The sequence below is a fragment of the Donghicola sp. genome, from assembly GCF_025210255.1.
GTDB classification, from domain to species: Bacteria; Pseudomonadota; Alphaproteobacteria; order Rhodobacterales; family Rhodobacteraceae; genus Donghicola; species Donghicola eburneus.
In genome coordinates, this window is the sequence record NZ_JAOARZ010000044.1 from 20,387 (window position 1) to 45,835 (window position 25,449).

Genomic DNA, 25,449 nt, shown 5'->3' on the forward strand with positions numbered 1-25,449 from the left:
CCCGTCGCTCGTGCTAGGTATTTCCAATCCTAAAGCCGGACCGTCCTTAGAAGCGGGCGGTCTGATAGTAGGCGCGGGTCTGCGCCGTATCTTTCATGCCCGAAGCGGGCTTGGCATCCGTGGCGGCCTCTGCGCTGGTTGCGCTCGTTGCCACGACGGCCACGGCAGCAGGCGCGCTGGTCGCTGCCAGTTTCAGAAAGTCTCGACGGCTGGACCCTTGGTCCTTGCGCGTGTCTGACATCGTTGGTGTCCTCCTGTTTCGCGGCCCCGTGGGGCCAGATGATGCCGCGGGCCCACATGGCCCGAAGCGATGGTCTCGAAGCTCAGTTTCCGGCGAGCCGGAATGCCTCGGTTTCAATTTGCATAAACACTTTGCCCACGGTCCCGACCGGCGCGTAGAGCACCGAGTTCTGAGCCTTTTCCAGGTCCGCAAAGAACGGCGACGCCCAGGGCGCGATGTGGCGGTTAAAGAAGGTCTGCTGCTGGCCAATGCTGGCGGGCGCGCCAAAGCGACCTTCGATCAGACCTGCCATCATCTCCATCAGGCTGGCGATATTGTCCTCGGGTTCGTACACGTTGGGTGCACGGCGGATCTGCTGTTCAGCCATATCACGGCGCAGACTGGCCAGCGGCTTTTCGTTCAAGAAACCGGTCATGTAGTAGCTGGCATAAGGCAGCAGCTCTCCGCGACCGATGCCGATAAACAGGGTGTTGAACTCGCGCTCCGCGGCCTTTGCGTTGGTCTTGCCTGCCAGAGTGGCCAGCGTCTGGATACCCTGCCCCAAATCGGTCTCGTCACCGGTCAGCTTCGCGGTATTGCGCAGCAGCCCTTCGGTCGGCGGGTTCGCCAGCAATGCAGCGAGAAAGTCATACAGTTCTGCCCGAAGCTTGTCCTCGGGTGTGATCTGCGGGGTTTGTACGGCGGCCTGCGTCATGAGCGTCCTCAGTGGCTATCGGCAAAAACAAAGCGCATGTGACGCCGCGGCATCGGCTGCGCGTCATCATCTTGCGTGTCATCTGGTGTGGTGTTCGGCGTCTCGGCGGGTGTTGCGGGTTGCTCGTTTTCGGACGCGTCCGCTGACACGGCCTCTTCGACAGGCGCCTCGTCGGTGTTGGCGACCTCTTCGGGCATTTCACGCGCACCGGCCAAGGCTTCGGCCTCGGCAGCCAGCTTCTGAACGTGGGCCATCATGCCCTTGCCGACCTGATAAGCGGTCTTCAGGTCAGGGATCACAACGGCAGAGTCGCGAAAGTCGTCTGCGTAGTCGACCATGCCATCCAAGTTGGCGAGCAGCGGGTTCGACACCCACAGTTTGCGCAGTGCGCGTGTCCGCAAACGCTGGGGGACGGCCTTGGACATAAATGCCGAGAAGTCATCGCCCTGCTCCATGCTGTCCGGATCTGGCAGACCCAGTTCAGCAAGCAACTCTTCGTCCGTCTTTTCCGCTTCGCGCTTGGCGCGCTCTTCGGCCTCTTGTGCTTCGGTCAGGCGCTGGCTCTCCAGCACCTCGGCCTCAGCTTCGGCCTGCACGGCAGCGCGGCGGCGGCTCCAGAAATCACGGACCATCAGTTCACCCTCCCCGACGAATTACGAGGCGCACGGAACACGTCAGAGGTCTGGCGGATGCGGATATCTCCCTTGCCGTCCTCGACCAGATCAATCCGCTTTTTATCGCGGCGGCGTTTGATGAACTCTTCTTCGACGTGATGCTTTTCAATGAAATCGCGCAGCCATGCGATCATCGGCACAGGCATCGGGACCAGTTCCACCAAGCCTTCGCCGCTTTCGTTGTACCCTTGCCCCTCGAACGCGTTCACTGTGATCAACTTGGCGGTCCAAGGGCATCCATTCACCGGATCCGCAGCATCGCTCATTACGACATACAGGCTTGGCGTACGCGAGTTCAGGGTCGCGCGATACGCATCTGTGTCGGACGAATAAATGGTCAGGTTCAGTGTCGCTGCGTGATACTCCACAGTATCGCCGTCACGGCGCAACTCGCGCCACTCCGCCTCACCAGCGCCAGGGATCAGCCCAACAGGCTGCCATATCCACTTGACCCAGCGCGTAACGCCGGGCTGCTTACGAATGATCAGGCCGACAGGCATGGTGTCAGTGATCAGTGCCATCGTGGATATGTTCCCCCCTTCATCTCGGTGTACCATCGCACACTCTTGCTTACTTTGATGCCTTCGCTGGTCCGATGCTGTCCAACCCAAACCGCATTCGGCACATCGCTTTTCAGTTTCGAGATAGCGCTAGGGACAAAATGTCCAGTTTTCCCGAAAGGTCGAAATTTTAGCCTAGACGATTTGTCCAGATTTACCTTTCCGTCTTTTTTAGTCGGGAATTTTGATGTGGAAATCCGCGCGAATCACTTCATTTCACGCTTTACGTTTGCGGGGGAAACATGCCTAGCTGCCCCCTGCGCCGACAGGCCGCGCCACCTAGCCAGTATCAGCCCGGGGAGAGGATGATGACTAAGCAACTGATTTTGTGCGATTGTTCAGTATCTCAGAAGATTGATCCGTCACGTATCGAAGGCGCGACTGGCCTGACATGTTCCAAGATCCATACGGCACTCTGCACCAAGGAGACTGAAAGCGCGGCCAAGGCCATTTCGTCCGGCGATGCCATCATCGCCTGTCAGCAAGAGGCCCAAAGGTTCCAAGAACTGGCAACTGAATTGTCAGCCGAGGTGCCACTTTTCGTCGACATTCGCGACCGCGCGGGCTGGAATGATGAAAAAGACGCCAGCCCCAAAATGGCCGCGCTGGTGGCAGAGGCGCTACTGCCCGCCCCCGCAACCAAGACCATTGATGTGACGTCAGAGGGCATGTGTCTGATCATTGGCGCGGGCGCCGTGGCCTTGCCTGCGGCGGACAAGCTCTCCGAGACCTTGGCCGTGACTGTTCTGCTGACCGATGATGCGGAACTGCCGCTAACACGCGCCTATGAAGTTGTACGGGGCAAACTGGCCAAAGCGACTGGCAGCTTTGGCGACTTCAAGCTGCGGATTGATCAGTTCCAGATGATCGACCCATCGGGTCGCGGCGGCTTTGCCCTGACGGCGCCGCGCGACGGTGCTGAGACTCAGTGCGATGTGATCGTCGACCTTAGCGGTCAGACGTCGCTCTTCCCTGCGCCGCATAAACGCGATGGCTACCTGCGCGCTGATCCGGGCAGCCAACCTGCGGTGGCAGAGGTCGTCACGCAGGCACGCGATCTAGTGGGCACCTTTGAAAAAACACTCTACTTGTCGCTAGAGCCCCATCTGTGCGCCCACTCCCGCGCCGAGCAAACGGGCTGCACCCGCTGCTTGGACATCTGCCCGACTGGCGCAATCTTTCCTGCAGGCGAGCATGTAGACGTGGACCCGATGGTGTGCGCGGGATGCGGCGCCTGTGCGTCGCTGTGCCCATCCGGAGCAATCAAGTACGACGCCCCGCCTGTCAGCCACATCCTGACCCGCGTCCGCACCTTGGCCGAGATCTATGCCAAGGCAGGTGGCAAAGCGCCCCGCCTACTGGTCCATGATGATACCCACGGGGCCGAGATGATCAGTCTCGCTGCGCGGTTTGACCGTGGCCTGCCCGCTAACGTGATCCCCCTTTCGATTGCCGCACTGGCCGAGTTTGGACACGCGGAAATGCTGGCCGCGCTGGTGAGCGGATTTGCAAGCGTGCAGATCCTCCCAAGCCCTCGTACCGAGCGTGATCCCATCGAGCGCGAGATCGCATTGGCGAACGCCATGGGCGGTGAGGATCGTCTCTCTATGATTGATGCAGAAACACCAGACGGCCTGAGCAGTGCACTCTATGATGCTGAAATCACGCCCCTCGATGTCGCGCCAAAGTTGATGATGGGTGACCGCCGCCAAGTCGCGCGCGTGGCCGCGAAATCCCTATTGGACGGCGATGCTCCGGTCGCCTTGCCCGCCGGAGCGCCCTATGGCGCGACCGTCGTGAACAAGGACGCCTGTACCCTGTGCCTGTCCTGCGTTTCGCTCTGCCCTTCGGGCGCACTGGTGGACAACCCTGACAAACCCGAGCTGCGCTTCCAAGAGGATGCCTGCCTGCAATGCGGCATCTGCGCTACAATTTGCCCCGAGCAGGCGATCACGCTAGACCCGCGCTTCAATCCTTCGGACGATGCGATGAAGCTGGTCACCCTAAACGAAGAAGAGCCCTTCTGCTGCATTGAGTGCAACAAGCCCTTTGGCGTGAAATCCACGGTCGAAAAGATCATGCAAAAGCTCGAAGGCAAGCATTCCATGTTCGAAGGCAATGGCGCGGGTCGTCTGATCCAGATGTGTGACACCTGCCGCATTCAGGCCCAGTATCACAACGAGTCAAATCCCTTTGCCTCGGCAGAGCGCCCACGCGTTCGCACCACTGACGACTACCTCAAGCGCCGCGATCACTGATGCGCTACCTCTGCCCCAAGGTCCGCAGGCGCGACGCTCTGCACATAGGCCAACAGGTCGTTCAACTCGTCCACGGTAATCTCGACCGGGACGAGCGACGGCGGCCTGCGCGGGTCAAAGGGGGCGGTCATATCCTCGATCTGAATAAAGGACGGATGCGGGTTCAGCAGGTAGAACTGCGCAAACCGATCCGCCCAATCCGGGATCGCTTTCAGCGCCATGAAGGACGGCGTGGAGCCAATCGTGCTTCGATCCTCGGGGGACACTTTGTGGCAACGCGTGCAATGGGCTGCGGCAACGTCGTGGCCCGCATTCGCATCCCCTTCAAAGTAGATCACATCAGCCTCGACCTCTCTGCTGACCTCTGCGAAGGGCTCCCCGCTTTGTTCGGCATAAGTCAGTACGGTTTTGATGCCCACGTCAGAGCGCAGCCAGTCCAAGAAACGCGCCGCGGCGTCGCTTTCGCTCAGGACCTGCGCTCCGTAAAGATCATCTTGGTACGTAAAAACCGGATCGCCCTGCCCTACGCCCAAGCTCACATCGGGGGCCAAGTCGGGGTCAACGCGCCTTCCGGTCTTGAGGGCGAAGCGCGGCAAGATATAGTCAAGCAAACCCGAGGTCTGCAGCGCCGTGTCGGCTTGCAAACCAAAGGTCCGCACCTCTTGGGCCATGGCGGGGCGCACCATCAGCGCCGCAAGCATCAGGCCAGCCAGTATTCCAGTGGTCCGTTCCATGGACCAAGTATGGACCGCCGCGCCCTTGGGTCAACGGAAATTGAAACGAACAGGAGACGCCAATGGATGACGATCTGAACATGTCGATCCGCAAATTTCTCAAGCAGGTCGGTGTGACCTCGCAGCAGGCCATCGAAGAAGCCCTGCGTGCCGAGGGCGTAGATCCGTCAAAGGCACGCCAGATCAAGGTGGTCATGACCATCGAGGATCTGGGTGTTGAACACGTTGTCACTGGCGAAATCAAAGGAAAGCAAGCATGAGCGTGACCCGCGAGGACGTTCTGAACGCCCTGAAAACCGTCAAAGATCCGGTCACCGGCAACGATCTGGTGGCCGCAGGTCTGGTCCGCGCGCTGACCGTAGACGATAACGGCGTGCGCTTTGTCATGGAAATTGACCCTGCCAAAGCAGACCCAATGGAAAAAGCTCGGGCCGAAGCCGAGGACAAACTGAAATCGCTGGGAATTGACAAGGTGTCGGTCGCAATGACCGCCCACTCGGCCGCGCCAAAGCCGCCAGAACTCAAGGGCACCGCCCGTCCCAAACCCGCAGGTCCCGAACCCGTGCCCGGTGTGGCGCGCATCATTGCCATCGCCTCGGGCAAGGGCGGCGTGGGAAAATCCACCGTGTCCGCCAACATCGCCACCGCTCTGGCCGCCGAAGGGCGCAAAGTCGGGCTCTTGGATGCCGACGTCTATGGTCCCAGCCAGCCGCGCATGCTGGGGGTCACGGGCCGCCCTGCCTCGCCCGATAACAAAACCATCCTGCCCCTACGCAACCACGGCGTCACCATGATGTCCTTGGGCCTGATGACCCAAGAGGACGAAGCCGTCGTCTGGCGTGGGCCGATGCTGATGGGCGCGCTGCAACAGATGCTTTTCCAAGTGCAGTGGGGGGCCTTGGACGTGCTGATCGTCGATCTGCCGCCGGGCACCGGTGACGTGCAGATGACCCTTGCGCAAAAGACGCACCTGAACGGCGCGATCATCGTCTCGACCCCGCAAGACATCGCGCTGCTCGACGCCCGCAAGGGGATCGACATGTTCAACAAGCTGAACACGCCGATCTACGGCCTAATCGAGAATATGAGTACGCACATCTGCTCGAACTGCGGCCACGAAGAGCACATCTTTGGTCATGGCGGCGTTGCCAAGCAAGCCGAGAAGATGGGCGTTCCCCTGCTGGCCGAAGTGCCCCTGCATCTGGACATCCGGACGGCCTCTGATGGCGGCGCTCCGATTGTGGTCAGCCAGCCCGACAGCCCGCAGGCCCAAGTCTTCCGCGGCATTGCCAAGCAACTGATTGCGGACGGGAACGCATGATCCGCCTCGCGCCTCAGTTTCCGCCACTGATCAAGGGGATGGCCGCAGGTCCGGCCAACCCTCTGACCATTGCCAGCGCCGAGGCGCAGCGCGGCACCGATGCGGGCCTTTTGGTTTGGTCATTGACAGATGACCGAATGCGGGCCGCGTTGGTGCTGGCCCCCGAAACGCCTCTCTCCCATGCCGCGTCCGCGCTGGTCGCTTGCGGCGTGGGTCTGCAAAATGCCCTTGGCGTGTTGGTCCCACCGGAAACCGCTGTCCATCTGGAATGGGCGGGCGGCATCCGTTTGAATGGCGGGCACGCAGGCGGCATGCGACTCTATTCCAGCACTTTGAATGCCGACGACATTCCTGACTGGATGATCGTCTCTCTCGAACTGACACTGCGCTTGCCTGACAAGGCAGAGATAGAGCCTGGAGAAACCCCAGACTGGACGGCCCTAGACCAAGAAGGCGCGGGCGAGGTTGATGCCATGGACCTGCTCGAAGGATGGTCCAAGCACGCGCTCCTTTGGCTTGGCGAGCTTGAACACCCGAACGGTCTGGCCACGCTCTACCGCGAATGGCGCGGGCTGGTCTGGCAGCTTGGCGAAGATACCGCCGTGACCCTGCCCGGAGAACGCATTGGCGGTCGCTTCCTTGGCGTTGATGAAAACTTCGGGATGATCCTGAAAGCATGCGAAGACACCCGCCTGATCCCCCTGACCACACTGGCCGAAAGGGTTTGAAAATGCACCTCGCCCGCGCGATCCACTTTGATGAAAGCGACCGCAACGTGTTCCATTCGCCCGCCCGTACCGGAGAATGGTGCATCTCGGGGGGCTTTGAGTTCTCCAACTGGAGCGAAGGCGATCTGGTCGGCAAAGCCCGCCAAGCCTTTGCCAACGGCTGGTTGGGGCTCGAGACGTATGGCCGTGTCACCTTTGTCGCTGTGACCCAGATCGAGCCGTCCGAATACGACGCCCTTTGCCAATCTTTGGCCCAGCATTTCGTGCAGGTGTATGGCGCCCCCAGCGTCGAGGCCGCCTTACCCGTCGCACAAGAAGAGCTTGCCCAGATGGCAGAGCTTTGCGCCGATCACAGCCCGAATATCGTTCTGACGGTGGCACGCTCCCTGACCGATGCGGGCGTACGCGAAGAGTTCCGGTTCATCGAACCCAGTGATGCGGGGCTCGAGCAGTTCGCGATCCACGGCTCTTTGGATGACGACCACGGGCACAGCCACTAACGGCGGCGCAGGCAAGGTTGTCTGCGCATCCCCCCAGACCTCCTATCGAGAAATCCAGCGCCACGTCTGAACCCACAGATCTTTGCGGAGCAAGAATGTCGGTTCAGCCCCAGTGGACGCGGTTCAACCAGCCGCTCCTTGGCTCGGCGCGTTTCCATTTTCTCGGCAGACCTTGCTTGGTCTCCACCCCACTCGCATCGACACAACAAGTGTGGTCTTCGGCAAAAACTGTTGGGTTCAAGGACTAATCTTAGGTGTACCTTGTCTTTGCTATTTCTGCCGCCTCGCCGTTTCTTGCTGATCATTATGGGACATACCGCGATGGCCGAGAGCTGCCATCATTTGGTGCAGCGCGGCGGACAATTGCAGCGCTGCACCAGCGAACTCGATATGAAAAAGCAGCGCCCACAGGAGCGCTGCTTTGTTTCTTGGATTTGATCAGAGATCACTCGCCAGCGTTATAAACGAACAGTTGCTGGCCTTCGATGGTGTAGGCGTTGATCAGCGCTGCCGCTTCATCGCTCAGCAACCATGCCTCAAGTTGGTTGACGAGGTCAGTTTTCACGTGCGGGTGCTTCTCGGGGTTCACAGGCAGATAGGCGTACTGATTGAACAGCACCGGATCACCCTCGAAGACGATGCCCAGATCGCCTTTGTTCGCGAACTTCAGCCAGCTGGCGCGGTCGGACATGATGTAGGCGTTCATGCCTGATGCAGTGTTCAGCGCCGCGCCCATGCCTTGCCCCACCGCTTTGTACCAGTCGCCCTCGGGCGTCACGTCCGCGGCCTTCCACAGACGCAGTTCCATCTTGTGCGTACCGCTGTCATCGCCACGGCTGACAAAGGTGGCTTCTGCGCCCGAAATCGCCTGAAGCGCGCCGGTCGCGGTCTCGGCCCCGCCAGCTTTGGCAGGGTCCGCCTGCGGGCCGACAAAGACAAAGTCATTATACATGATCTCGGTCCGGTGGGTGCCATTGCCCGCAGCCAACCACTTTTCCTCGGCCGCTTTGGAGTGGACCAGTACCGCGTCCACATCTCCTGCCGCGCCCAGAGCCAGCGCCTGACCCGTGCCAACGATCAAGAGCTGCACGTCGATGCCGGTATCTTCTTTGATCTCGGGCAGCAGAACATCCGCGAGACCAGAGTTCGCAAAGGACGTGGTCACCGCCATTTTCATCTCTTCGGCCATTGCGGCGGTCGAGGTCATCAGAGCGGCAACCGCCCCCAAAACGACTGTTTTGAATGTCATAGTAGGATCTCTCCCTTAAGATAGGCCTTTGCTTCGGCCGTTTGAGGGGCGCGAAAAAAGTCGTCCCCAGTTGCTTGTTCCACCAACTTGCCCGCATGCAGGAACAGGACACTGTCCGCGAGCCGCCGTGCCTGACCCAGATCGTGGGTGGACATCAGAATGCGGGTGCCGCTGGCTTTGATCCGCAGCAGGATCTCTTCGATTTCCTTGACCGAACGGCCATCCAGATTGGCGCAGGGTTCGTCCAGAAACAGGATGCGCGGACGGCGCATCAGCGCGCGGGCCAAAGCCATCTTTTGCTTCTCTCCGCCCGACAGGAACATCACCGCCTGATCGAGATTGACGTTCAGCCCTACTTCATTGGCACGGGCGCGGGCCTGTTCGCGGGCCGCTGCCCGTTTCACACCATCGAGCTGCAAAGGGTACGCGATGCAGTCCAGCACAGAGCGGCGCATCAACACAGGCGTCTGAAACACAAAACCTTGGTTCCGCCCCTCGGCATCCTTTGGATCGGTCCAATGGATATCTCCGGTACTCACACGCTCTAGACCATGCAGGGCGCGCAGCAAGGTTGTCTTGCCCGCCCCGTTCGGCCCCATCAGGATCGACAGACCGCCCCCGTTCAGAGAGGCATCCAGCGGCCCCAGAATAGTCCGGCCACGGCGGCGCACAGACACGCCGGTTAGGGTCACCCAGCCACTCACCAGCGTGCCCCCCGTTCTGTACGGCTGATAAAGTGCAGCCCCAAATTCACAAGGATCGCGAGCCCGATCAGCACAAAGCCCAAGGCCAGCGCCATATCGAACTCCCCTTTGCCGGTCTCCAACGCGATGGCAGTGGTCAGGACCCGTGTGGCATGGTCGATGTTGCCGCCGACGATCATGATCGCCCCGACCTCTCCGATGGCGCGGCCGAAGCCAGCCAATGACGCGGTCATCAAAGCGCGGCGCCCGTCCCAGAGCAGGGTTTTGATCCGCTGCAACCGCGTCGCCTGAAGCGAGATGAGCAAGTCATGATAATCCGCCCAAAGCTCGCGGATCGCCTGGTGCGCGACAGAGGCAATAATGGGCGTGATGATAATGACTTGCGCAATGACCATCGCGGTCGGCGTGAACAGCAGGCCGAGAACACCGAATGGCCCAGAGCGCGAGAACAGCACGTAGACCATCAGGCCCACCACCACTGGCGGCAGTCCCATGAGCGCATTCAGGATCGCGATCACAAAGCGGCGGGCGGGAAAGCGGTTCACCGCAAGCCACGCTCCCAGCGGCAGCCCAATCAAAGACGCAATGACTGTCGCGCCCAACGAGACGCGCAAAGACAGCGCCGTAATCTCGACCAGATCAGGGTCGAACGTCGCAACGAGTCGCGCCGCTTGCCACAATCCATCTCCGATCGAATTCATCTTGGGCCACACCGTGTCTGTTAAGTCAGGACGGGGTAACATCCCGCAAAAACGCGCTAAATGGACAAATTGGGGTTTCTGGAAAATCAGGTGGACAATTTGTCCACCTTAGCCGTCGATCTGGGTCCGCACCCAATCCATGACCGCCTCTGACTCTGCGGGCAGTTCCTGCCCGAAGTCATCGGCAAAAGCGCGAAATCCCTCGACATTGCCCGGAGCGACGGCGGTCAGGACGGGGATGCCACGACCCAAAGCCTCTCCGATCACGGGGCGAAATCCGCGGCCGTCCAGCTCTTGTTTTCCGAATTTATTCAGGATCATCACCTGCGGTTCGGCCTCTAGCGCACTGGCCACAAGGCCCACTGCGCGCTCCAGCCCCTCGGGGTCCAGACGGCACCCCTGCGAGAGGGTCCCAAGGTCCTGAGAAATCCGCACAACGTCCGCACCCGTCAGAATATGCAGGTCCATCTGGCATTTGTAGGCGGGATCGGTCTCGATATTGAACTGCACCGCGCCAGCCATGGTGACCCCTGCCTCGCGCAGCATCTCGGACACTTTGACCAGACAGCGATCCGCGTCGCCGCGCCCTTGACCGACAACATATCCCAGCATGCAGACCTCCCCCTTGCAAAACCTCGGTGCGGCATAAATGATGCCCCGAAATCAAAAAAAGCAACCACTTGCTGCGGAACCTCGCCCAATGGACCACGATCCCATACTGCCGAACCCATCGGACCCGCGCCTGACGCGGCGCGTGACGGGGCACGATCACACAGGGGCTGAGGTCGACGTCTCGGTCGTCGAGGAACGCCCCCTGACCATCTACTTGAACAGTCAGGAAATCGTGACCGCCATGACCATCGGGGACTACCCCGAATATTTGGCGCTGGGGTTCCTGCGCAATCAGGGGATGCTGCGGGACGACGACGAGGTCACCGGTATCGACTACGAGGAAGATATCGAAACGGTCGTGGTCCGCACCACCCGCCAGACCAGCTACGAGGAGAAGGTCAAGAAAAAGACCCGCACCTCTGGCTGCGCCGTGGGCACCGTGTTCGGCGACATGATGGAGGGGCTCGAGGGGCTGACCCTGCCTGCCACCCCGGTCCGCACCTCTTGGCTGTACTCACTGGCCAAAGAGATCAACACCACCCCGTCTCTCTATCTGGAGGCTGGCGCGATCCACGGCACGGTTCTGTGCTGCGCCGACAAGCCCTTGGTGTATATGGAGGATGTGGGCCGCCACAACGCTGTCGACAAAATCTCGGGCTACATGTTCCAGCACGGCGTCTCGCCAGATAACAAGATTCTGTACACCACGGGCCGTCTAACCTCTGAAATGGTGATCAAAACCGCGATGATGGGCATTCCGGTGCTGGCCTCGCGCTCCGGTTTCACCGCATGGGGGGTTGAGATTGCCCGCCAAGTGGGCCTGACCGTGATCGGCCGGATGCGCGGCCAACGCTTTGTCTGCCTGTCGGGCGAAGAGCGCCTGATCCGCGACGCCGACCTATCGTCGGTGGGCGACGAGGACCGCAAGCACCGCCGCAAAGGGGCAGACCATGACTAAGCCCCCCGCAGTGATTCTTGCTGGTGGGAAAGCGACCCGTATGGGCGGCGGCGACAAAGGCCTGCGCACCATCGGCGGCAAGCCCCTGCTGGACCACGTGCTGGATCGCATGCGCCCCCAGTCCGGCCCCATCGCCCTGAATGCCAACGGCGCCCCCGAGCGGTTCGCGGGCTATGGTCTGCCGGTGTTACCCGACACCCTGCCCGACCACCCCGGCCCCTTGGCGGGCGTACTGGCCGGCCTCGATTGGGCCGCCGCTCAGGGGCACGACGCGATCGTGACCGCCGCCGCCGACACGCCCTTCTTCCCCGCCGATCTGGTCGAACAGCTGCAACAGGCCGCTGGCCCCAGCGGCCTCGCCCTTGCCGCCACCCGCGAAGGCGAGAAAATCTGGCGTCAGCCGACCTTTGGCCTCTGGCCGGTGGCCCTGCGAGATGACCTGCGCAACGCCCTGCAAAACGGGCTCCGCAAGATCGTGATGTGGACCGATCAGCACGACGCGGGACTTGCCATCTTTGACACCGATCCGGTTGATCCCTTTTTCAACGTCAACACCCCCGACGACATTACCGAGGCCGAGCGCCTCTTGGAGGCATTGTGAAAGTTTACGGCGTAACCGGTTGGAAAAATTCTGGAAAAACCGGATTGATGGAGCGTCTTGTGGCCGAATTCACCGCCCGAGGCTACCATGTGTCGACCATCAAGCACGCCCATCACACCACTGATGTGGACCAACCGGGCCGCGACAGTTTCCGCCACCGAGAGGCCGGCGCAACCGAAGTCATGCTCGCCTCGCCCAACCGCTGGGCCCTGATGCACGAGCTGCGGGACGAGGGCGAGCCGCCCCTCCACGAACTCTTGGCCCGCATGTCCCCCGTGGACCTGATCCTGATCGAAGGTTTCAAGCGCGACGCCCACCCAAAGGTCGAGTGCGTCCGCGCCGAAACGGGCCGAGCCCCGCTCGCCCCCGACAGCACCACGATCCGCGCGATTGCGACCGACACGCCGTTAGACATCGACAAACCCCAGTTCGACCTGAACGACACCGCGGCAATCGCCGACTTTATCGCCGCTGAAACAGGGCTGTAACCATGTTTGACCGCATCGCCATTCTGGACTGGTCCGCCGCCGGAACGCCGAAAACCGGCAAGGACAGCATCTGGCTGGCGATTGCGGACGGCTCTGGCGTGCGATCGGAAAACATCCCCACGCGGATGCAGGCTGAAGAGAGCCTGAACGCGCTGATGGCCGAGAGCGACCGTCTGCTGATCGGCGTGGATTTCTCGCTGTCATTGCCTAGTGCGGCGTTGGAACGATTGGGGGTGGATGCTGCCGGACTGTGGCGCCATCTTGCGACCAACCACACAGACACGGCGAAAAACCTGTCCAATTACCGGAACGTGGCGGCCGAACTGAACCAGCGGCTCGAGGGCGGCGGTCCCTTTTGGGGCAATGGAGCAAAGGCGGACACACCGCATTTGCCGCGCACCAAGCCCGCCAGCGCTCTGCCCGAATGGCGCGCCTGCGAAGAGGTTGCGCAAGCGAATGGACTGAGCCCGAAATCCTGCTGGCAACTGGCTGGTGCAGGCGCGGTCGGGGCGCAATCGCTGACTGGAATGCCCATGGTCCACCGATTGCGCGGACAGGGCGCGATCGTCTGGCCTTTTGATCCGATCAGCCGCGTGACCATCGCCGAGGTCTACCCTTCGATCCTAAGCGCTGAGGTCCGCGCGCACCTGTCCCGACATCCCGATATGGTACCCGATCAGGCGCAGGTCGAACTACTGGCGCAAGCCTTGTGGGTGCTGAATGCGGGCGGAACGCTGCCCCCTTTGTTCGACGTTGAGGCCAGCCAAGAGGGCCACATCCTTGGCCTGAACCACGAACTAAGCCTGCGCGCGGCGGTGCCCTCTGCCACCCTGCCACCCCGCCTCCGGAACGACTGTTTCGCCATGCCCCAAGGGGTGAATTGGGTGCCCGTCGACGCCGCCTTGGACAAGCTGAAACAGGCGCTCCATCCGATCAAGGGCGTCGAGACAATCAATAGCCACAAAGCGCAGGGCCGCATTCTGGCCGCTGATGCTGTGGCCCGCCGATCCAATCCGCCCCGCCCCAATTCCGCCGTAGATGGTTACGGGTTCGCGCACGAGGCCACGGGTGACGGCCCGCAAAAATTGCCGCTGCTTCAGGGCCGCGCTGCCGCCGGTCAACCCTTTGATGGCGCTGTGCCACATGGCGCAGCGGTTCGCATCCTGACAGGCGCCATCCTGCCCGATGGCGTGGATACGGTGGTGCTGGAGGAAGACTGCGTCCTCGACGGGGCTTCTGTGATCTTTGACGGGCCGGTCAAGCCCCGCGCCAACACGCGAAAAGCGGGCGAGGATGTGGAATCGGGCCAAACCGCCATCCGTGCGGGCCATGTTCTACGCGCACCGGATATCGCGCTGCTGACGGCGCTCGGGATCGCTGAAGTGCAAGTCTATCAGCCCCTTCGTGTCGGCGTTCTGTCCACAGGGGACGAGATTATCGCCCGCCCCGATATGGATGCCCTACCCCACCAGATTTTCGACGCAAATCGCCCGATGCTGCTGAGCCTTCTGAACGGATGGGGATACGCCCCCGTCGATCTGGGTCACTGCAAGGACGACCCAAAACTGATCGAACGCACTCTGGACAGGGCGAACGTCGATGTCATTCTGACCTCTGGCGGTGCGTCTGCGGGGGACGAGGATCACGTCTCGCATCTGCTACGGACCAAGGGCACTCTGTCCAGCTGGCGCATTGCCTTGAAACCGGGTCGCCCCTTGGCGCTGGCGATGTGGGACGGCACGCCCGTGTTCGGCCTGCCCGGAAACCCCGTGGCGGCGCTGGTCTGTGCGCTGGTCTTTGCCCGACCCGCTCTGTCCCTGATGGCGGGCAGCAGATGGGCAGAGCCCGTTGGCTTTACCGTCCCCGCGGCTTTTGAAAAGCGCAAGAAGGCGGGCCGCCGCGAATACCTGCGGGCCCGGCTGAACGATCAAGGCATGGCAGAGGTCTTCATATCCGAAGGGTCGGGCCGGATAAGCGGACTCTCTTGGGCGGATGGGCTGGTGGAATTGCCCGATGAGGCCGCAGAAATCACCCACGGCACGCCGGTCAGATATATTCCCTATGCGATGCTCGGCCTGCGTTAGGCCTTGCGGATCAGGTAGATCTGGCTCTCGCCCTCGTCCGATTGGCTGATCAGTTCATTCCCGCTCTCGAAACAGAAATGCGGGACGTCAATCACGGCCGCCGGATCAGTTGCAACCAGACGCAGAACCTGACCAGACTCCATGCCCTTTAGGCGCTTGCGTGCCTTCAAAACAGGCAGCGGGCACAAAAGTCCGATCGCATCAATTTCTTCGTTCCATTCCATGAGTGTCGATTTAGGGCCCACTTATGTCGGTGTCCATCTTTATATCGCCGCCGATATGATAGTGTGCGCAAGCAAACTCCAAATAAATTGTGAGTTGATTTTCTGCCCCCATTTGTGGGCACTTGCGTCGGAAACCCACCGGCTTCGGGAAGGCAAATTAGATGGCTCTGGATCACAAAGACGTCCCGTGGACGTCAGGCCGCAGCGGCAAGAAGGGACGCGCCCACACCAAGGGACGTCCGCTGGATGAACAAGCATGGACCGAGGTCAAGGATCTCTTGGGGGACCGCCCCCGCCGTCGTGACCTTCTGATCGAGCATCTACACCTGATTCAGGACCGCTATGGCCACCTGTCCGCGCCCCATCTGCGCGCATTGGCCGAGGAGATGCGCCTGTCCATGGCCGAGGTTTGGGAGGTGGCCAGCTTCTATGCGCACTTCGATCTGGTCAAAGAGGGCGAAACCCCGCCCCCAGATTTGACCATCCGCGTGTGCGACTCCTTGTCCTGCGAACTGGCCGGATCAGAGGCTCTGATCGCCGCGCTGGAGTCCGGCATGGACCCCGCCAAGGTCCGCGTGCTGCGCGCACCTTGTATGGGCCGCTGTGACACCGCACCGGTGGTCGAACTGGGCCACCGCCATGTGGACAATGCCACCCCTGCCCTGATCGAAGACGTGATCGCTGGCGGCGACTTCCATCCCATCATGCCTGAATACGAAGACCTGACCGCCTACCAAGCCCGGGGTGGCTACGACAAGCTGGCCCAGTACCGCGACGGCGGCGATTGGGAACAGGTGCAGGACATGCTGCTGTCCGCCGGTCTGCGCGGCCTAGGCGGTGCTGGCTTTCCGTCCGGCAAAAAGTGGGGATTTGTCCGTGCCGAAGCAGGCCCCCGTTATCTGGCTGTGAACGGGGACGAGGGCGAGCCTGGCACGTTCAAAGACCGCTACCATCTGGAGCGCGAGCCGCATGTCTTTCTTGAGGGGATGCTGATCGCCGCGTGGGCGGTCGAGGCGGATAAATGCTTCATCTACATGCGCGACGAATACCCCGCCGTGCTGAAGTTGCTGCGCGAAGAGATCGCCGCGCTGGAAGAGGCCGGCATCGTAGAGGCTGGCTATATCGACCTGCGCCGCGGCGCAGGCGCCTATATCTGTGGCGAAGAAAGCGCGATGATCGAGAGCATAGAGGGCAAGCGCGGCATTCCCCGTCTGCGTCCGCCGTACGTGGCGCAGGTCGGGATCTTTGACCGCCCCACTCTGGTGCATAACGTCGAAACCCTGCACTGGGTGGCAATGATCTGCCGCGAAGGTCCCGAGGTCATGAACGCCGTGGTCCACAACGAACGCACCGGCCTGCGGAACTACTCAGTCTCTGGCCGCGTCGCCAATCCGGGCGTCTACCTGCTGCCCGCAGGCTCGACCATTCTAGACATCATCGCCGCCGCCGGTGGTATGGCCGACGGTCACGAGTTCAAAGCCTATCAGCCCGGTGGCCCCTCGTCCGGTCTGCTGCCCGCGCATATGAACGACGTGCCGCTCGACTTCGACACACTGCAACCCCACGGCACCTTTATCGGGTCCGCCGCTGTGGTCGTTCTATCGGATCAGGACAGCGCCCGCGATGCTGCCCTGAACATGCTCCGGTTCTTTGAATCCGAAAGCTGCGGGCAGTGTACCCCCTGCCGTGTGGGCTGCGAAAAGGCCGTGAAGCTGATGCAGGCCGACACATGGGACCGCGAATTGCTGACCGATCTGTGCGAAGTCATGACCGACGCGTCGATCTGCGGCCTCGGCCAAGCGGCCCCCAACCCCATCAAGCTAGTGATGCAACATTTCAGCGAGGAGGTGTGATCATGGACGGCAACAACATCGAACAGGTCACCTTTACCCTCGACGGCGAGCAAGTCACCGCCGTGGATGGCGAAACCATCTGGGAGGTCGCGCAGCGCCACGGCAAGACGATCCCCCACTTGTGCCACAAGCCCCAGACCGGCTACCGCCCCGACGGCAACTGCCGCGCCTGTGTGGTCGAGATTGATGGCGAGCGGACCTTGGCTGCGTCTTGCTGTCGGAATCCGTCGAATGGCATGTCTGTCAAAACTGACAGCGACCGCGCTGTGAAGTCCCGAGCCATGGTCATGGAACTGCTGCTCGCCGATCAGCCTGAGCGCGAGGCCGCCCACGACGCGGGCAGCCATCTGTGGGACATGGCCGACGCCCAAGCCGTCACCGAGAGCCGTTTCCCAACGCTGGATGTGGACCGTATCCCCTTGCTGGATGACAGCCATGTGGCCATGAGCGTGAACCTAGATGCCTGCATCCAGTGCGGCCTCTGCGTGCGGGCCTGCCGCGAAGTGCAGGTGAACGACGTGATTGGCATGGGCGGACGCGGGCACGATGCCTTTCCCGTGTTCGATCTGGACGACGACATGGGGGCCAGCTCTTGTGTGGCCTGCGGGGAATGCGTTCAGGCCTGCCCAACGGGCGCGCTCATGCCCTCGACCGTTCTGGACGCCGACCAGCAGGGCGACAGCACCGATTTTGACAGCGAAGTGCAGTCCGTCTGCCCCTTCTGCGGGGTCGGCTGTCAGGTCAGCCTGAAGCTGAAGGACGGCAAGGTAAAGTATGTCGAGGGCATCAACGGCCCCGCCAACGAAGGTCGCCTGTGCGTCAAAGGCCGCTTTGGCTACGACTACATCCACCACCCCCACCGCCTGACCAAGCCGCTGATCCGTCTAGAAAACGCGCCCAAAGAGATGGCCGTGGACCCTGCGAACCCCTTTACCCACTTCCGGGAGGCCACGTGGGAAGAGGCGCTGGACGCCGCGGCGAACGGCCTCGGTGGGCTGCGCGATAGCAGCGGGGGTCGTGCTGTCGCAGGGTTCGGCAGCGCCAAATGCACCAACGAAGAGGCCTATCTCTTCCAGAAGCTGATCCGTCAGGGCTTTGGCCACAATAACGTCGACCACTGCACCCGTCTGTGCCACGCCAGTTCCGTGGCCGCGCTGATGGAGAACGTGGGCAGCGGCGCCGTTACCGCGACCTTTAACGAGATCGAGAATGCGGATGTGGCGATCGTCATCGGCTCGAACCCGACCGAGAACCACCCAGTCGCCGCGACCTACTTCAAGCAGTTCGCCAAGCGTGGCGGCAAGCTGATCATCATGGACCCTCGCGGCACCGCCATGAAGCGTCATGCCGAACACATGGTCCAGTTCCGCCCCGGCACCGACGTGGCCTTGCTGAATGCGATCATGTGCGTGATCGTCGAAGAAGGTCTGTACGACCAGTCCTACATCGATCAGCACACCGAAAACTGGGAGGCCGAGAAGCAGCACCTCGCTGGCTTTGCCCCCGAAAAGATGGCCGAGATCTGCGGCATTGATGCCGAGACCATCCGTGCCGTGGCCCGCGATTTCGCATCGGCCGAAGCAGGCATGATCTTCTGGGGCATGGGCGTGTCGCAGCACATCCACGGCACGGACAACTCGCGCTGCCTGATTTCGCTGGCCCTGATGACCGGCAACGTGGGTAAACCAGGCGCTGGTCTGCACCCGCTGCGCGGTCAGAACAACGTTCAGGGCGCGTCTGACGCGGGCCTGATCCCCATGTTCCTGCCCGACTATCAGGACGTGACCGACGACAAAATCCGCGGCCATTTCAACAAAATCTGGGGCACCGATGACTTCAGCAACCAAAAGGGTCTGACCGTCACCGAGATCCTCGATGGCGTCCATGCGGGCGAGATCAAGGGAATGTATGTGCTGGGGGAGAACCCTGCCATGTCCGACCCCGACGTCACCCACGCCCGAGAGGCGCTGACCAAGCTGGAGTGTCTGGTCGTTCAGGACATCTTCCTGACCGAGACGGCGAACTATGCGGATGTGGTCCTGCCCGCCGCAGCATTCTACGAAAAGAACGGCACGGTCACCAACACCAACCGTCAGGTGCAGATGGGCCGTGCGGCCGCCACCCCTCCGGGTGAGGCACGCGAGGATTGGGCGATCACCGTGGCACTGGCGCAGAAGCTGGGGCTGGACTGGACCTACACCCACCCCAGTCAGGTCTTTGCAGAGATGAAGCAGGGTATGCCCAGCCTCGACAACATCACGTGGGACCGACTGAAGGGCGAGAACGCCGTCACCTACCCGTCCCTGTCGCCCGAAGACCCCGGTCAAGCGATTGTCTTCGGCGACGAATTCCCGCGGGCGGGCGGGCGGGCGAAGTTTACGCCTGCCGACGTGATCCCGCCGGACGAGGCCCCCGATGCCGACTACCCGATGATCATGACCACGGGCCGCCAGCTAGAGCATTGGCACACAGGCTCGATGACCCGCCGCAGCACCGTTCTAGACGCGATCGAGCCAGAGGCGAACTGCTCGCTCCACCCGTCCACCCTGCGCAAGCTGGGGGTTCAGGTCGGCGACAAGGTCAAGCTGGAAACCCGCCGTGGCAGCATCACCCTGCTGGCCCGAGAGGACCGCGCGGTGTCGCCCGACATGGTGTTTGTGCCCTTTGCCTACGTGGAGGCAGCGGCCAACGTGCTGACCAACCCTGCGCTTGATCCCTATGGCAAAATCCCGGAGTTCAAGTTCGCAGCGGTCAAGGTTTCGGCGCTCTAACCTGCGCCGACATTCTGAAAATAAAAAGGCAGCGCAGGATGGGGGTCCTGCGCTGCCTTGTCTTGACTGCTCCCGATAAAGTGGGGGTCGGGATCAGCCGAGATTGAATTCGAAGGTTTCTTTCTTTTTGCCTTCGGGTTTGTGCACGGTGCCGTCATCTGCAACGAAATCTGCATCCGTGTGGGTCTCGTGGGTCAGTGTCGGTGCGGGGACGTCAGCAACCGGCGCGACATCGGCCACCTTGTCACTGGCGCGCATCCATGCGGCACCTTCCGAGATTTCATCGTCTTCGCCTGTGCGGAAGAACGAGATGGTATCGGCAAGCTGCTCTGCCTGACTGGAGAGTTCGGTCGCAGCCGAGGACATCTCCTCGGAGGCCGAGCTGGTCGACTGGGTGATGCGGTCCAGTTCCTGCACAGAGCCTGCGATGTTCTGCGACCCGTTCGCCAGTTCACGCGAAGCCTGCGAAATCTGGGTCACCAGCTCCGAAGTCCTGCCAATGTCAGGCACCAGATCTTCGAGCATTTTGCCTGCGGCGGCGGCGGACTGAACGGTGTTGGCCGACAGAGCCGAGATTTCGGAGGCTGCCTTCTGGCTGTTCTCGGCCAGCTTACGCACTTCGGAAGCCACAACCGCGAAGCCGCGACCATGCTCACCGGCGCGCGCCGCTTCGACCGCTGCGTTCAGCGCCAAAAGGTCGGTCTGGCGGGCGATTTCCTGCACCACGTTGATACGCTCTGCAATGTCGCGCATCGCTTTGACCGCGTCCGCAACAACTCGGCCGGACTCGGAGGCGTCATTGGCCGACTTCACGGCAATCTCTTCGGTCAGGGTGGCGTTCTCAGAGGTGCTGGCGATGTTGCCGGACATCTGTTCGACGGCGCTGGACACGCGCTCGGTCGACGCTGCCTGGGTGGTCGAGTCGGTCGCCAGCGATTCAGAGGTAGAGGCCATCTGGTTCGCGCCTGCAGCCACGTTACGCGCAGCCGAGGCCACATTGCCGACAGTACTGCGCAGCTTCAGGACCATGTCGTTCTGGGCATGCAGCACATCGCCCACTTCGTCGTTGCGCTTGAAAGTCGCAATGGCGCGCAGGTCGCCTTCGGCCACGCTACGAGCCTGCGCGACAGCTTTGCGCAGACCGCGTGTTAGCGAGGTGATAATAAAGAAGGCGCAGATTGTGCCGACCAGAATGCTAGCAGCGCCGACCGACAGCAGGATGATGCGTGCGCGCTCATACAGCACCTGAGAAGCCGCAACTGACTCTTCCATGTGCCCAAGAAGGTGACCACGGATCTCTTCGGTAATTTCTACGACGTCGTCGGTCGCTGCCTTGGCCGCATTGTGGAAGGTGACGTTCGCCATACCGTCGCCCGCAAGCTCATAGCCGATCGTCTCAGCATTTACGGCCATGGCCGCGTTATGCGCGGTCAGCAGGTTTTCATACAGAACCTCTTCTTCGGCGTCAGCGTCTGCTGCCAACTCTTGCAGGTTCACAACCATGGTGTCTGACAGAGCTTTGATCTCATCGCGCAGAGCGACGATGCGCTCTTCACCGGTGCCGTCCAGACCAACCAACGCTTCGCCGACTTTAGCGCGGATACCGACTTCGGCTTCGGCGATGGCATTGATTGCACGCAAGTCGACTTCTTGATCCGCCATGATGTCCTGGAAGGACGAGTTCACGCGCTGAAAGTCATTCAGAGCAAGCGTCAAAGAACCCGCAGACATGGCAAAGACCGCGCCGAAGGTTAGGATGAGTTTAGACTTTAAGGTGAAGCGCATGGCGGTCCCTGATCAAAGGTGGCGCCGCTGTATCCCCCATGAATACAGGTCCTGCTGCCACAGTTTCAGCGACAATAAACTGCTTACAAATGTCCGCGTAGTAGCCCCACGGCAAAGGGATGCCGAACCTATACCACATGACGTAGTGGCTCGACTCTCGGCGATAGGGCTAAAGTCTTATTATGTTTACGCTCCCTGGCATTTTGCTGCGCTGCAAAATCACCTTTTCACCTTTGTTTTCTAGGGCTTCAGCAGGCGGACCTATCCAAAGGCGCTCTGCTCAGTGGCTAGGGGTTGTGTAAGCCAATCTGCCAACCGGTTCGCCGAGGGCGGCGCATCAGGATGTATCCGAACGTAGAAGTCCTTGGGCGTTGCGATTCCCTCGGGCACGAGGGGCACCAATTTGCCAGTGGTCAACCGGTCGCCCAACAGTTCTGTCCAGCCCAGCACCGCACCCATGTCATCTTGCGCGGCCCCAAGTGCGACCACGTAGTTGTTCACCCAAAACCCCCTTCCCTCTTCGTATTCGGTGCCCAAAGCATCGAACCAGTCGGACCACTTGGTCCAATCCCTATCTTCGGCCGTCAAATGGATAAGGGGAACGTGCGCCAGATCCTCGAGCGTCTCGATTCGGTTCTGCTCTTTGAATGCGGGGCTCCCTAGGGCTAGAATTTGGCCGTTGAACAGCGGGCGGATGCTGTCGGGCACCTCCTCTGGCAAGGGGCCATATTCGATGCTCAGGTCACAATTGCTGGTGGCAACAGGCTCGTCACTGACGTGTTGCGATACAATGGTTTCAGGGTGATGCTTCCAAAACGTCGCGAGCCGCGGGGTCAACCACAGGGCGCTGACGGCCGTGCTGGCATGGACCACCACATCGGTCCGCTCGGCGCGAATGCGCAGCTGGCTGACAGAGTCAGAGATTCCCTCGAACCCGCGCTGCACCGCGATGAATAAATAAGCGCCACTCTCACTTAATTCGACACCGCGATGATGCCTTCGGAACAGTTGGCGCCCCAGATCCCGCTCCAGTCCCTTTATCTGATGCGACACGGCGGCGGGGGTCACATTCAGCTCTGCTGCAGCCAATTTGAAGCTCTGATGTCTCGCCGCCGACTCAAAACAGGCCAAAGACGTCATCGAGGGCATGTCGTAGGGGCGTTTTGCCATAGACCATCTGTTCCAAAATACGGGAATGTGCATGCCTGTCAGGGCCCTGACAAAGCTACAGATGAATTCAATTCACCTCAAGCTGAGAATTATTGGCGTTGTCTTGGAGACAGGATGTGAAAAACGGTCACTCCATAATACAGGTTTATCCGCACACAGGACCCCTCCCATGGACGGCTCTCTCAACATCACCGACCTGCTGGCCCGTCGCCGCTCCGGTTATTCGCTCGAACGCCCGTTTTACACCGCACCAGAGATTTTCGATCTGGACATGCAGAACATCTTTTACCGCGAGTGGCTGTTTGCCATCCCTGCGGCGCAGCTGACCAAAGGTGGCAGCTATGTGGTGCACACCGTCGGCGACTACAGCGTCATCATCATCCGCGGTCAGGACGGCGTGATCCGCGCTATGCACAACTCTTGCCGCCATCGCGGCTCTGTTCTGTGCAAGGTTGCCTCGGGCCACGTGCCCAAGTTGGTCTGCCCCTATCACCAGTGGACCTACGAGCTGGACGGCAAGCTGCTGTACGCCCGCGACATGGGCGCAGATTTCGACGCCAGTCAGCACGGGCTGAAGCCGGTGCACTGCCGCGAACTCTGCGGTCTGGTCTATATCTGTCTGGCAGACGAAGCGCCTGATTTCGATGAATTCGCTGCTGTTGCCCGCCCCTATCTGGAAGTGCACGACCTGACCGACGCCAAAGTCGCCCACGTGTCGAGCATCACTGAGAATGGCAACTGGAAACTGGTCTGGGAAAACAACCGCGAGTGCTATCACTGCAGCGGCAACCACCCTTCTCTGTGCCGGTCCTTCCCGCTAGATCCCGACGTCGCAGGCATCTTGCCCGACGGCAGCGTTCCCCCGCGTCTGCAAGCCCACTATGACCGTTGCGAGGCCGCAGGAGCGCCGTCGCAGTTCAAAATCTCGGACAATGGCCAGTATCGTCTGGCGCGCCAGCCCCTGCAAGAGGGCGCAGTCAGCTACACCATGGACACCAAACCCGCTGTGGCCAAAAATCTGGGCCGCGTCGCGCTGCAAGATGCGGGCACGCTGCTGAAGTTCCACTACCCCACAACGTGGAACCACTTCCTGCCGGATCACTCGATCACCTTCCGCGTGACGCCTGTCAGCCCCACGGAGACCCAAGTCACGACCACATGGCTGGTGCACAAAGATGCGGTCGAAGGTGTTGATTACGACCTGAAGCGTCTGACCGAGGTTTGGGAGCACACCAACGACGAAGACCGCGTTGTGGTTGAAAACAACCAAAAGGGCATCAACTCGCCCGTTTACCAACCCGGTCCCTACTCGCCGATCGAAGAGACAGGCGTGGCGCAGTTCGTCGATTGGTACGCCGAAACGCTGGAGCGTTCCCTGACCCCCACCCGACTGGCAGCGGAGTAATCTATGGCCCTTCCCGACAAACCGACATTCTGGACGGATAAAGAGCCCCTTGAGTGCGTCTCGGTCTTGGCCGAGACCCGCGATGTGGTCACGTTCTGCTTCCAAGCACCCTCGGGCGCGTTGTTCCGCTTTGATCCGGGCCAGTTCCTGACCTTGGAGCTGCCGGTACCGGGGGGGCCGCTCTATCGGACGTACACCATCTCGTCCTCGCCCTCGCGCCCCATGTCGATCACGGTCACGGTCAAAGCGCAGGACAACTCCATCGGCACCCGCTGGATGCTGGACAATCTGACCGTGGGCACACAGGTCAAAGCGACCGGCCCCGGCGGAACATTTACCAACGCGGGCAAGCCAGACGGCAAGCTGCTGTTCATCTCGGCGGGCACAGGCATCACTCCGATGATGTCAATGACCACCTATCTCTACGACTTGGGGCGCGACCCTGACATCGTCTTTGTGAACTGCGCGCGCCGCCCGTCGGACATCATCTTCCGCGAGCGGCTAGAGCATATGGCCAGCCGTGCCAACGGCATCGACCTGAAATGGGTTGTGTCCGGATCGGATCGCTATCGCCCTTGGACCGGCTACCAAGGCCGCTTCAACCAGCTGATGTTGGGTCTGATGGCCCCCGACTATCTGGAACGGGACGTGTATTGCTGTGGCCCCGAGGCCTTCATGACCTCTGTTCGCGAGGCATTGGCCGGTTTGGGCTTTGACATGTCGCGCTACTTCCAAGAGAGCTTCCATGCGCCTCTGCCCGAAGTCGAGGATGTCCCCGAGGACGCCGTCCCCGAAGAGGACGCGAAGTCCGAAATCGTCTTTGTCGGATCCGGCGAACGCGTCAAATGCCAAGAGACCGACACGGTTCTGGCCGTCGCCCGTCAGGCGGGGCACAACATTCCATCGGGCTGTAGCTTTGGCGTGTGTGGTACCTGCAAGACCAAGAAGGTCTCTGGCGATGTGCACATGGTCCACAACGGCGGCATCACCGAAGAGGATATCGCAGAGGGCTATATTCTGGCCTGCTGTTCGCATCCAATCGGAACGGTAGAGATCGAAGCCTGAGCTTCAACATCAGTCTGGATGATCTGAAGGGATTAGAGGGGGCGTTTGCCCCCTTTTGGCGTTTTTAAT

The 25,449-nt window shown here is 61.1% G+C and carries 25 protein-coding genes; 13 read left to right on the forward strand and 12 right to left on the reverse strand.

The window, feature by feature from the left end; all coding sequences use genetic code 11:
* Positions 1-46: 46 nt before the first annotated feature.
* From N4A58_RS20050 to N4A58_RS20065, 4 genes are all read right to left on the reverse strand, one after another.
* On the reverse strand, positions 47-241 hold the full coding sequence (locus N4A58_RS20050) for a twin-arginine translocation signal domain-containing protein (RefSeq protein ID WP_072706063.1): 195 nt from the start codon (positions 239-241) through the stop codon (positions 47-49).
* Between the two features lie 82 nt (positions 242-323).
* Positions 324-935 carry a molecular chaperone gene (locus tag N4A58_RS20055; RefSeq protein WP_293713066.1) on the reverse strand — a complete coding sequence of 204 codons (612 nt, stop codon included), beginning with the start codon at positions 933-935 and terminating at the stop codon, positions 324-326.
* A gap of 8 nt (positions 936-943) precedes the next feature.
* On the reverse strand, positions 944-1,567 hold the full coding sequence (locus tag N4A58_RS20060) for a DUF3306 domain-containing protein (protein WP_293713068.1): 624 nt from the start codon (positions 1,565-1,567) through the stop codon (positions 944-946).
* The gene (locus N4A58_RS20065) at positions 1,567-2,130 is read right to left on the reverse strand and encodes a DUF3305 domain-containing protein (protein WP_293713070.1); all 564 of its coding nucleotides are present in this window, start codon (positions 2,128-2,130) and stop codon (positions 1,567-1,569) included. The genes N4A58_RS20060 and N4A58_RS20065 overlap by 1 nt, the downstream gene beginning before the upstream one ends.
* 347 nt (positions 2,131-2,477) lie before the next feature.
* On the opposite strand from N4A58_RS20065, the gene N4A58_RS20070 reads away from it, so the two are divergent.
* Positions 2,478-4,427: a 4Fe-4S binding protein gene (locus N4A58_RS20070; protein ID WP_293713072.1), complete on the forward strand. Its 1,950-nt coding sequence runs from the start codon at positions 2,478-2,480 to the stop codon at positions 4,425-4,427.
* Here N4A58_RS20070 and N4A58_RS20075 read toward each other — a convergent pair.
* Complete coding sequence (locus N4A58_RS20075; RefSeq protein WP_293713074.1) at positions 4,421-5,161, reverse strand: c-type cytochrome; 741 nt, start codon at positions 5,159-5,161, stop codon at positions 4,421-4,423. The genes N4A58_RS20070 and N4A58_RS20075 overlap by 7 nt on opposite strands.
* A 62-nt stretch (positions 5,162-5,223) precedes the next feature.
* Here N4A58_RS20075 and N4A58_RS20080 point away from each other — a divergent pair, with 62 nt between their 5' ends.
* From N4A58_RS20080 to N4A58_RS20095, 4 genes are read left to right on the forward strand one after another with little or no spacing between them, the layout of a single operon-like run.
* The gene (locus N4A58_RS20080; protein WP_072706058.1) at positions 5,224-5,421 is read left to right on the forward strand and encodes a DUF6494 family protein; all 198 of its coding nucleotides are present in this window, start codon (positions 5,224-5,226) and stop codon (positions 5,419-5,421) included.
* Positions 5,418-6,482, forward strand: coding sequence for an iron-sulfur cluster carrier protein ApbC (gene apbC / locus N4A58_RS20085; RefSeq protein ID WP_293713076.1), 1,065 nt, complete (start codon positions 5,418-5,420; stop codon positions 6,480-6,482). The genes N4A58_RS20080 and apbC overlap by 4 nt, the downstream gene beginning before the upstream one ends.
* Positions 6,479-7,210 carry a biotin/lipoate--protein ligase family protein gene (locus tag N4A58_RS20090; RefSeq protein WP_293713078.1) on the forward strand — a complete coding sequence of 244 codons (732 nt, stop codon included), beginning with the start codon at positions 6,479-6,481 and terminating at the stop codon, positions 7,208-7,210. Before apbC ends, N4A58_RS20090 begins: the two co-directional genes overlap by 4 nt.
* A gap of 2 nt (positions 7,211-7,212) precedes the next feature.
* Positions 7,213-7,710, forward strand: a complete 498-nt coding sequence (locus N4A58_RS20095; protein WP_293713080.1) for a DUF6505 family protein — start codon at positions 7,213-7,215, stop codon at positions 7,708-7,710.
* A gap of 445 nt (positions 7,711-8,155) precedes the next feature.
* On the opposite strand, the gene N4A58_RS20100 is transcribed toward N4A58_RS20095, so the two are convergent.
* From N4A58_RS20100 to N4A58_RS20115, 4 genes are all read right to left on the reverse strand, one after another.
* The gene (locus N4A58_RS20100; protein ID WP_293713082.1) at positions 8,156-8,959 is read right to left on the reverse strand and encodes a substrate-binding domain-containing protein; all 804 of its coding nucleotides are present in this window, start codon (positions 8,957-8,959) and stop codon (positions 8,156-8,158) included.
* Positions 8,956-9,663 (reverse strand): ATP-binding cassette domain-containing protein, encoded by a 708-nt coding sequence (locus tag N4A58_RS20105; RefSeq protein ID WP_367177063.1) that lies wholly within the window; start codon positions 9,661-9,663, stop codon positions 8,956-8,958. Before N4A58_RS20105 ends, N4A58_RS20100 begins: the two co-directional genes overlap by 4 nt.
* A complete protein-coding gene (locus tag N4A58_RS20110; RefSeq protein ID WP_293713084.1) occupies positions 9,660-10,364 on the reverse strand; it encodes an ABC transporter permease in 705 nt (234 codons plus the stop codon). Before N4A58_RS20110 ends, N4A58_RS20105 begins: the two co-directional genes overlap by 4 nt.
* A 108-nt stretch (positions 10,365-10,472) precedes the next feature.
* On the reverse strand, positions 10,473-10,976 hold the full coding sequence (locus N4A58_RS20115; RefSeq protein ID WP_293713086.1) for a DUF2478 domain-containing protein: 504 nt from the start codon (positions 10,974-10,976) through the stop codon (positions 10,473-10,475).
* Between the two features lie 88 nt (positions 10,977-11,064).
* Between N4A58_RS20115 and N4A58_RS20120 the strand changes: the two genes are divergently transcribed.
* From N4A58_RS20120 to N4A58_RS20135, 4 genes are read left to right on the forward strand one after another with little or no spacing between them, the layout of a single operon-like run.
* Complete coding sequence (locus tag N4A58_RS20120; RefSeq protein ID WP_293713088.1) at positions 11,065-11,934, forward strand: formate dehydrogenase accessory sulfurtransferase FdhD; 870 nt, start codon at positions 11,065-11,067, stop codon at positions 11,932-11,934.
* The gene (gene mobA / locus N4A58_RS20125) at positions 11,927-12,535 is read left to right on the forward strand and encodes a molybdenum cofactor guanylyltransferase MobA (protein WP_293713090.1); all 609 of its coding nucleotides are present in this window, start codon (positions 11,927-11,929) and stop codon (positions 12,533-12,535) included. The genes N4A58_RS20120 and mobA overlap by 8 nt, the downstream gene beginning before the upstream one ends.
* Positions 12,532-13,023 (forward strand): molybdopterin-guanine dinucleotide biosynthesis protein B, encoded by a 492-nt coding sequence (mobB, locus tag N4A58_RS20130; RefSeq protein ID WP_293713092.1) that lies wholly within the window; start codon positions 12,532-12,534, stop codon positions 13,021-13,023. The genes mobA and mobB overlap by 4 nt, the downstream gene beginning before the upstream one ends.
* A gap of 2 nt (positions 13,024-13,025) precedes the next feature.
* Positions 13,026-15,107 carry a molybdopterin-binding protein gene (locus N4A58_RS20135; RefSeq protein ID WP_293713094.1) on the forward strand — a complete coding sequence of 694 codons (2,082 nt, stop codon included), beginning with the start codon at positions 13,026-13,028 and terminating at the stop codon, positions 15,105-15,107.
* Here the strand turns inward: N4A58_RS20135 and N4A58_RS20140 are convergent.
* Positions 15,104-15,331 (reverse strand): sulfurtransferase TusA family protein, encoded by a 228-nt coding sequence (locus N4A58_RS20140; RefSeq protein WP_072706045.1) that lies wholly within the window; start codon positions 15,329-15,331, stop codon positions 15,104-15,106. The two genes, N4A58_RS20135 and N4A58_RS20140, sit on opposite strands and share 4 nt — an antisense overlap.
* Before the next feature lie 161 nt (positions 15,332-15,492).
* On the opposite strand from N4A58_RS20140, the gene N4A58_RS20145 reads away from it, so the two are divergent.
* Together N4A58_RS20145 and fdhF are read left to right on the forward strand one after the other, a co-directional pair.
* Positions 15,493-17,184: an NAD(P)H-dependent oxidoreductase subunit E gene (locus N4A58_RS20145; RefSeq protein ID WP_293713097.1), complete on the forward strand. Its 1,692-nt coding sequence runs from the start codon at positions 15,493-15,495 to the stop codon at positions 17,182-17,184.
* Positions 17,185-17,186: 2 nt separating this feature from the next.
* Positions 17,187-19,955 (forward strand): formate dehydrogenase subunit alpha, encoded by a 2,769-nt coding sequence (fdhF, locus tag N4A58_RS20150; protein WP_293713099.1) that lies wholly within the window; start codon positions 17,187-17,189, stop codon positions 19,953-19,955.
* A 93-nt stretch (positions 19,956-20,048) separates the two neighbouring features.
* Here the strand turns inward: fdhF and N4A58_RS20155 are convergent, their stop codons facing one another.
* Together N4A58_RS20155 and N4A58_RS20160 are read right to left on the reverse strand one after the other, a co-directional pair.
* Positions 20,049-21,740, reverse strand: a complete 1,692-nt coding sequence (locus N4A58_RS20155; protein WP_293713101.1) for a methyl-accepting chemotaxis protein — start codon at positions 21,738-21,740, stop codon at positions 20,049-20,051.
* Between the two features lie 261 nt (positions 21,741-22,001).
* Positions 22,002-22,910, reverse strand: a complete 909-nt coding sequence (locus tag N4A58_RS20160) for a LysR family transcriptional regulator (protein WP_293713103.1) — start codon at positions 22,908-22,910, stop codon at positions 22,002-22,004.
* Positions 22,911-23,079: 169 nt separating this feature from the next.
* Between N4A58_RS20160 and N4A58_RS20165 the strand changes: the two genes are divergently transcribed.
* Together N4A58_RS20165 and N4A58_RS20170 are read left to right on the forward strand one after the other, a co-directional pair.
* Positions 23,080-24,315 (forward strand): aromatic ring-hydroxylating dioxygenase subunit alpha, encoded by a 1,236-nt coding sequence (locus N4A58_RS20165; RefSeq protein WP_072706040.1) that lies wholly within the window; start codon positions 23,080-23,082, stop codon positions 24,313-24,315.
* A gap of 3 nt (positions 24,316-24,318) precedes the next feature.
* On the forward strand, positions 24,319-25,380 hold the full coding sequence (locus N4A58_RS20170) for a hybrid-cluster NAD(P)-dependent oxidoreductase (RefSeq protein ID WP_072706039.1): 1,062 nt from the start codon (positions 24,319-24,321) through the stop codon (positions 25,378-25,380).
* The last annotated feature ends 69 nt before the right edge of the window (positions 25,381-25,449 follow it).

Excerpts from the sequence above, each read along its gene's own strand:
- N4A58_RS20115 (WP_293713086.1), bottom strand. The coding sequence starts at position 10,976 with ATGCTGGGATATGTTGTCGGTCAAGGGCGCGGCGACGCGGATCGCTGT.
- fdhF (WP_293713099.1), top strand. The coding sequence starts at position 17,187 with ATGGACGGCAACAACATCGAACAGGTCACCTTTACCCTCGACGGCGAG.
- N4A58_RS20080 (WP_072706058.1), top strand. The coding sequence starts at position 5,224 with ATGGATGACGATCTGAACATGTCGATCCGCAAATTTCTCAAGCAGGTC.
- N4A58_RS20155 (WP_293713101.1), bottom strand. The coding sequence starts at position 21,740 with ATGCGCTTCACCTTAAAGTCTAAACTCATCCTAACCTTCGGCGCGGTC.
- N4A58_RS20160 (WP_293713103.1), bottom strand. The coding sequence starts at position 22,910 with ATGGCAAAACGCCCCTACGACATGCCCTCGATGACGTCTTTGGCCTGT.
- apbC (WP_293713076.1), top strand. The coding sequence starts at position 5,418 with ATGAGCGTGACCCGCGAGGACGTTCTGAACGCCCTGAAAACCGTCAAA.
- N4A58_RS20060 (WP_293713068.1), bottom strand. The coding sequence starts at position 1,567 with ATGGTCCGTGATTTCTGGAGCCGCCGCCGCGCTGCCGTGCAGGCCGAA.
- N4A58_RS20090 (WP_293713078.1), top strand. The coding sequence starts at position 6,479 with ATGATCCGCCTCGCGCCTCAGTTTCCGCCACTGATCAAGGGGATGGCC.
- N4A58_RS20075 (WP_293713074.1), bottom strand. The coding sequence starts at position 5,161 with ATGGAACGGACCACTGGAATACTGGCTGGCCTGATGCTTGCGGCGCTG.
- N4A58_RS20100 (WP_293713082.1), bottom strand. The coding sequence starts at position 8,959 with ATGACATTCAAAACAGTCGTTTTGGGGGCGGTTGCCGCTCTGATGACC.
- N4A58_RS20140 (WP_072706045.1), bottom strand. The coding sequence starts at position 15,331 with ATGGAATGGAACGAAGAAATTGATGCGATCGGACTTTTGTGCCCGCTG.
- N4A58_RS20170 (WP_072706039.1), top strand. The coding sequence starts at position 24,319 with ATGGCCCTTCCCGACAAACCGACATTCTGGACGGATAAAGAGCCCCTT.
- N4A58_RS20050 (WP_072706063.1), bottom strand. The coding sequence starts at position 241 with ATGTCAGACACGCGCAAGGACCAAGGGTCCAGCCGTCGAGACTTTCTG.
- N4A58_RS20120 (WP_293713088.1), top strand. The coding sequence starts at position 11,065 with ATGGACCACGATCCCATACTGCCGAACCCATCGGACCCGCGCCTGACG.
- N4A58_RS20145 (WP_293713097.1), top strand. The coding sequence starts at position 15,493 with ATGGCTCTGGATCACAAAGACGTCCCGTGGACGTCAGGCCGCAGCGGC.
- N4A58_RS20055 (WP_293713066.1), bottom strand. The coding sequence starts at position 935 with ATGACGCAGGCCGCCGTACAAACCCCGCAGATCACACCCGAGGACAAG.
- N4A58_RS20065 (WP_293713070.1), bottom strand. The coding sequence starts at position 2,130 with ATGGCACTGATCACTGACACCATGCCTGTCGGCCTGATCATTCGTAAG.
- N4A58_RS20095 (WP_293713080.1), top strand. The coding sequence starts at position 7,213 with ATGCACCTCGCCCGCGCGATCCACTTTGATGAAAGCGACCGCAACGTG.
- N4A58_RS20135 (WP_293713094.1), top strand. The coding sequence starts at position 13,026 with ATGTTTGACCGCATCGCCATTCTGGACTGGTCCGCCGCCGGAACGCCG.
- N4A58_RS20110 (WP_293713084.1), bottom strand. The coding sequence starts at position 10,364 with ATGAATTCGATCGGAGATGGATTGTGGCAAGCGGCGCGACTCGTTGCG.
- N4A58_RS20165 (WP_072706040.1), top strand. The coding sequence starts at position 23,080 with ATGGACGGCTCTCTCAACATCACCGACCTGCTGGCCCGTCGCCGCTCC.
- N4A58_RS20070 (WP_293713072.1), top strand. The coding sequence starts at position 2,478 with ATGACTAAGCAACTGATTTTGTGCGATTGTTCAGTATCTCAGAAGATT.
- mobA (WP_293713090.1), top strand. The coding sequence starts at position 11,927 with ATGACTAAGCCCCCCGCAGTGATTCTTGCTGGTGGGAAAGCGACCCGT.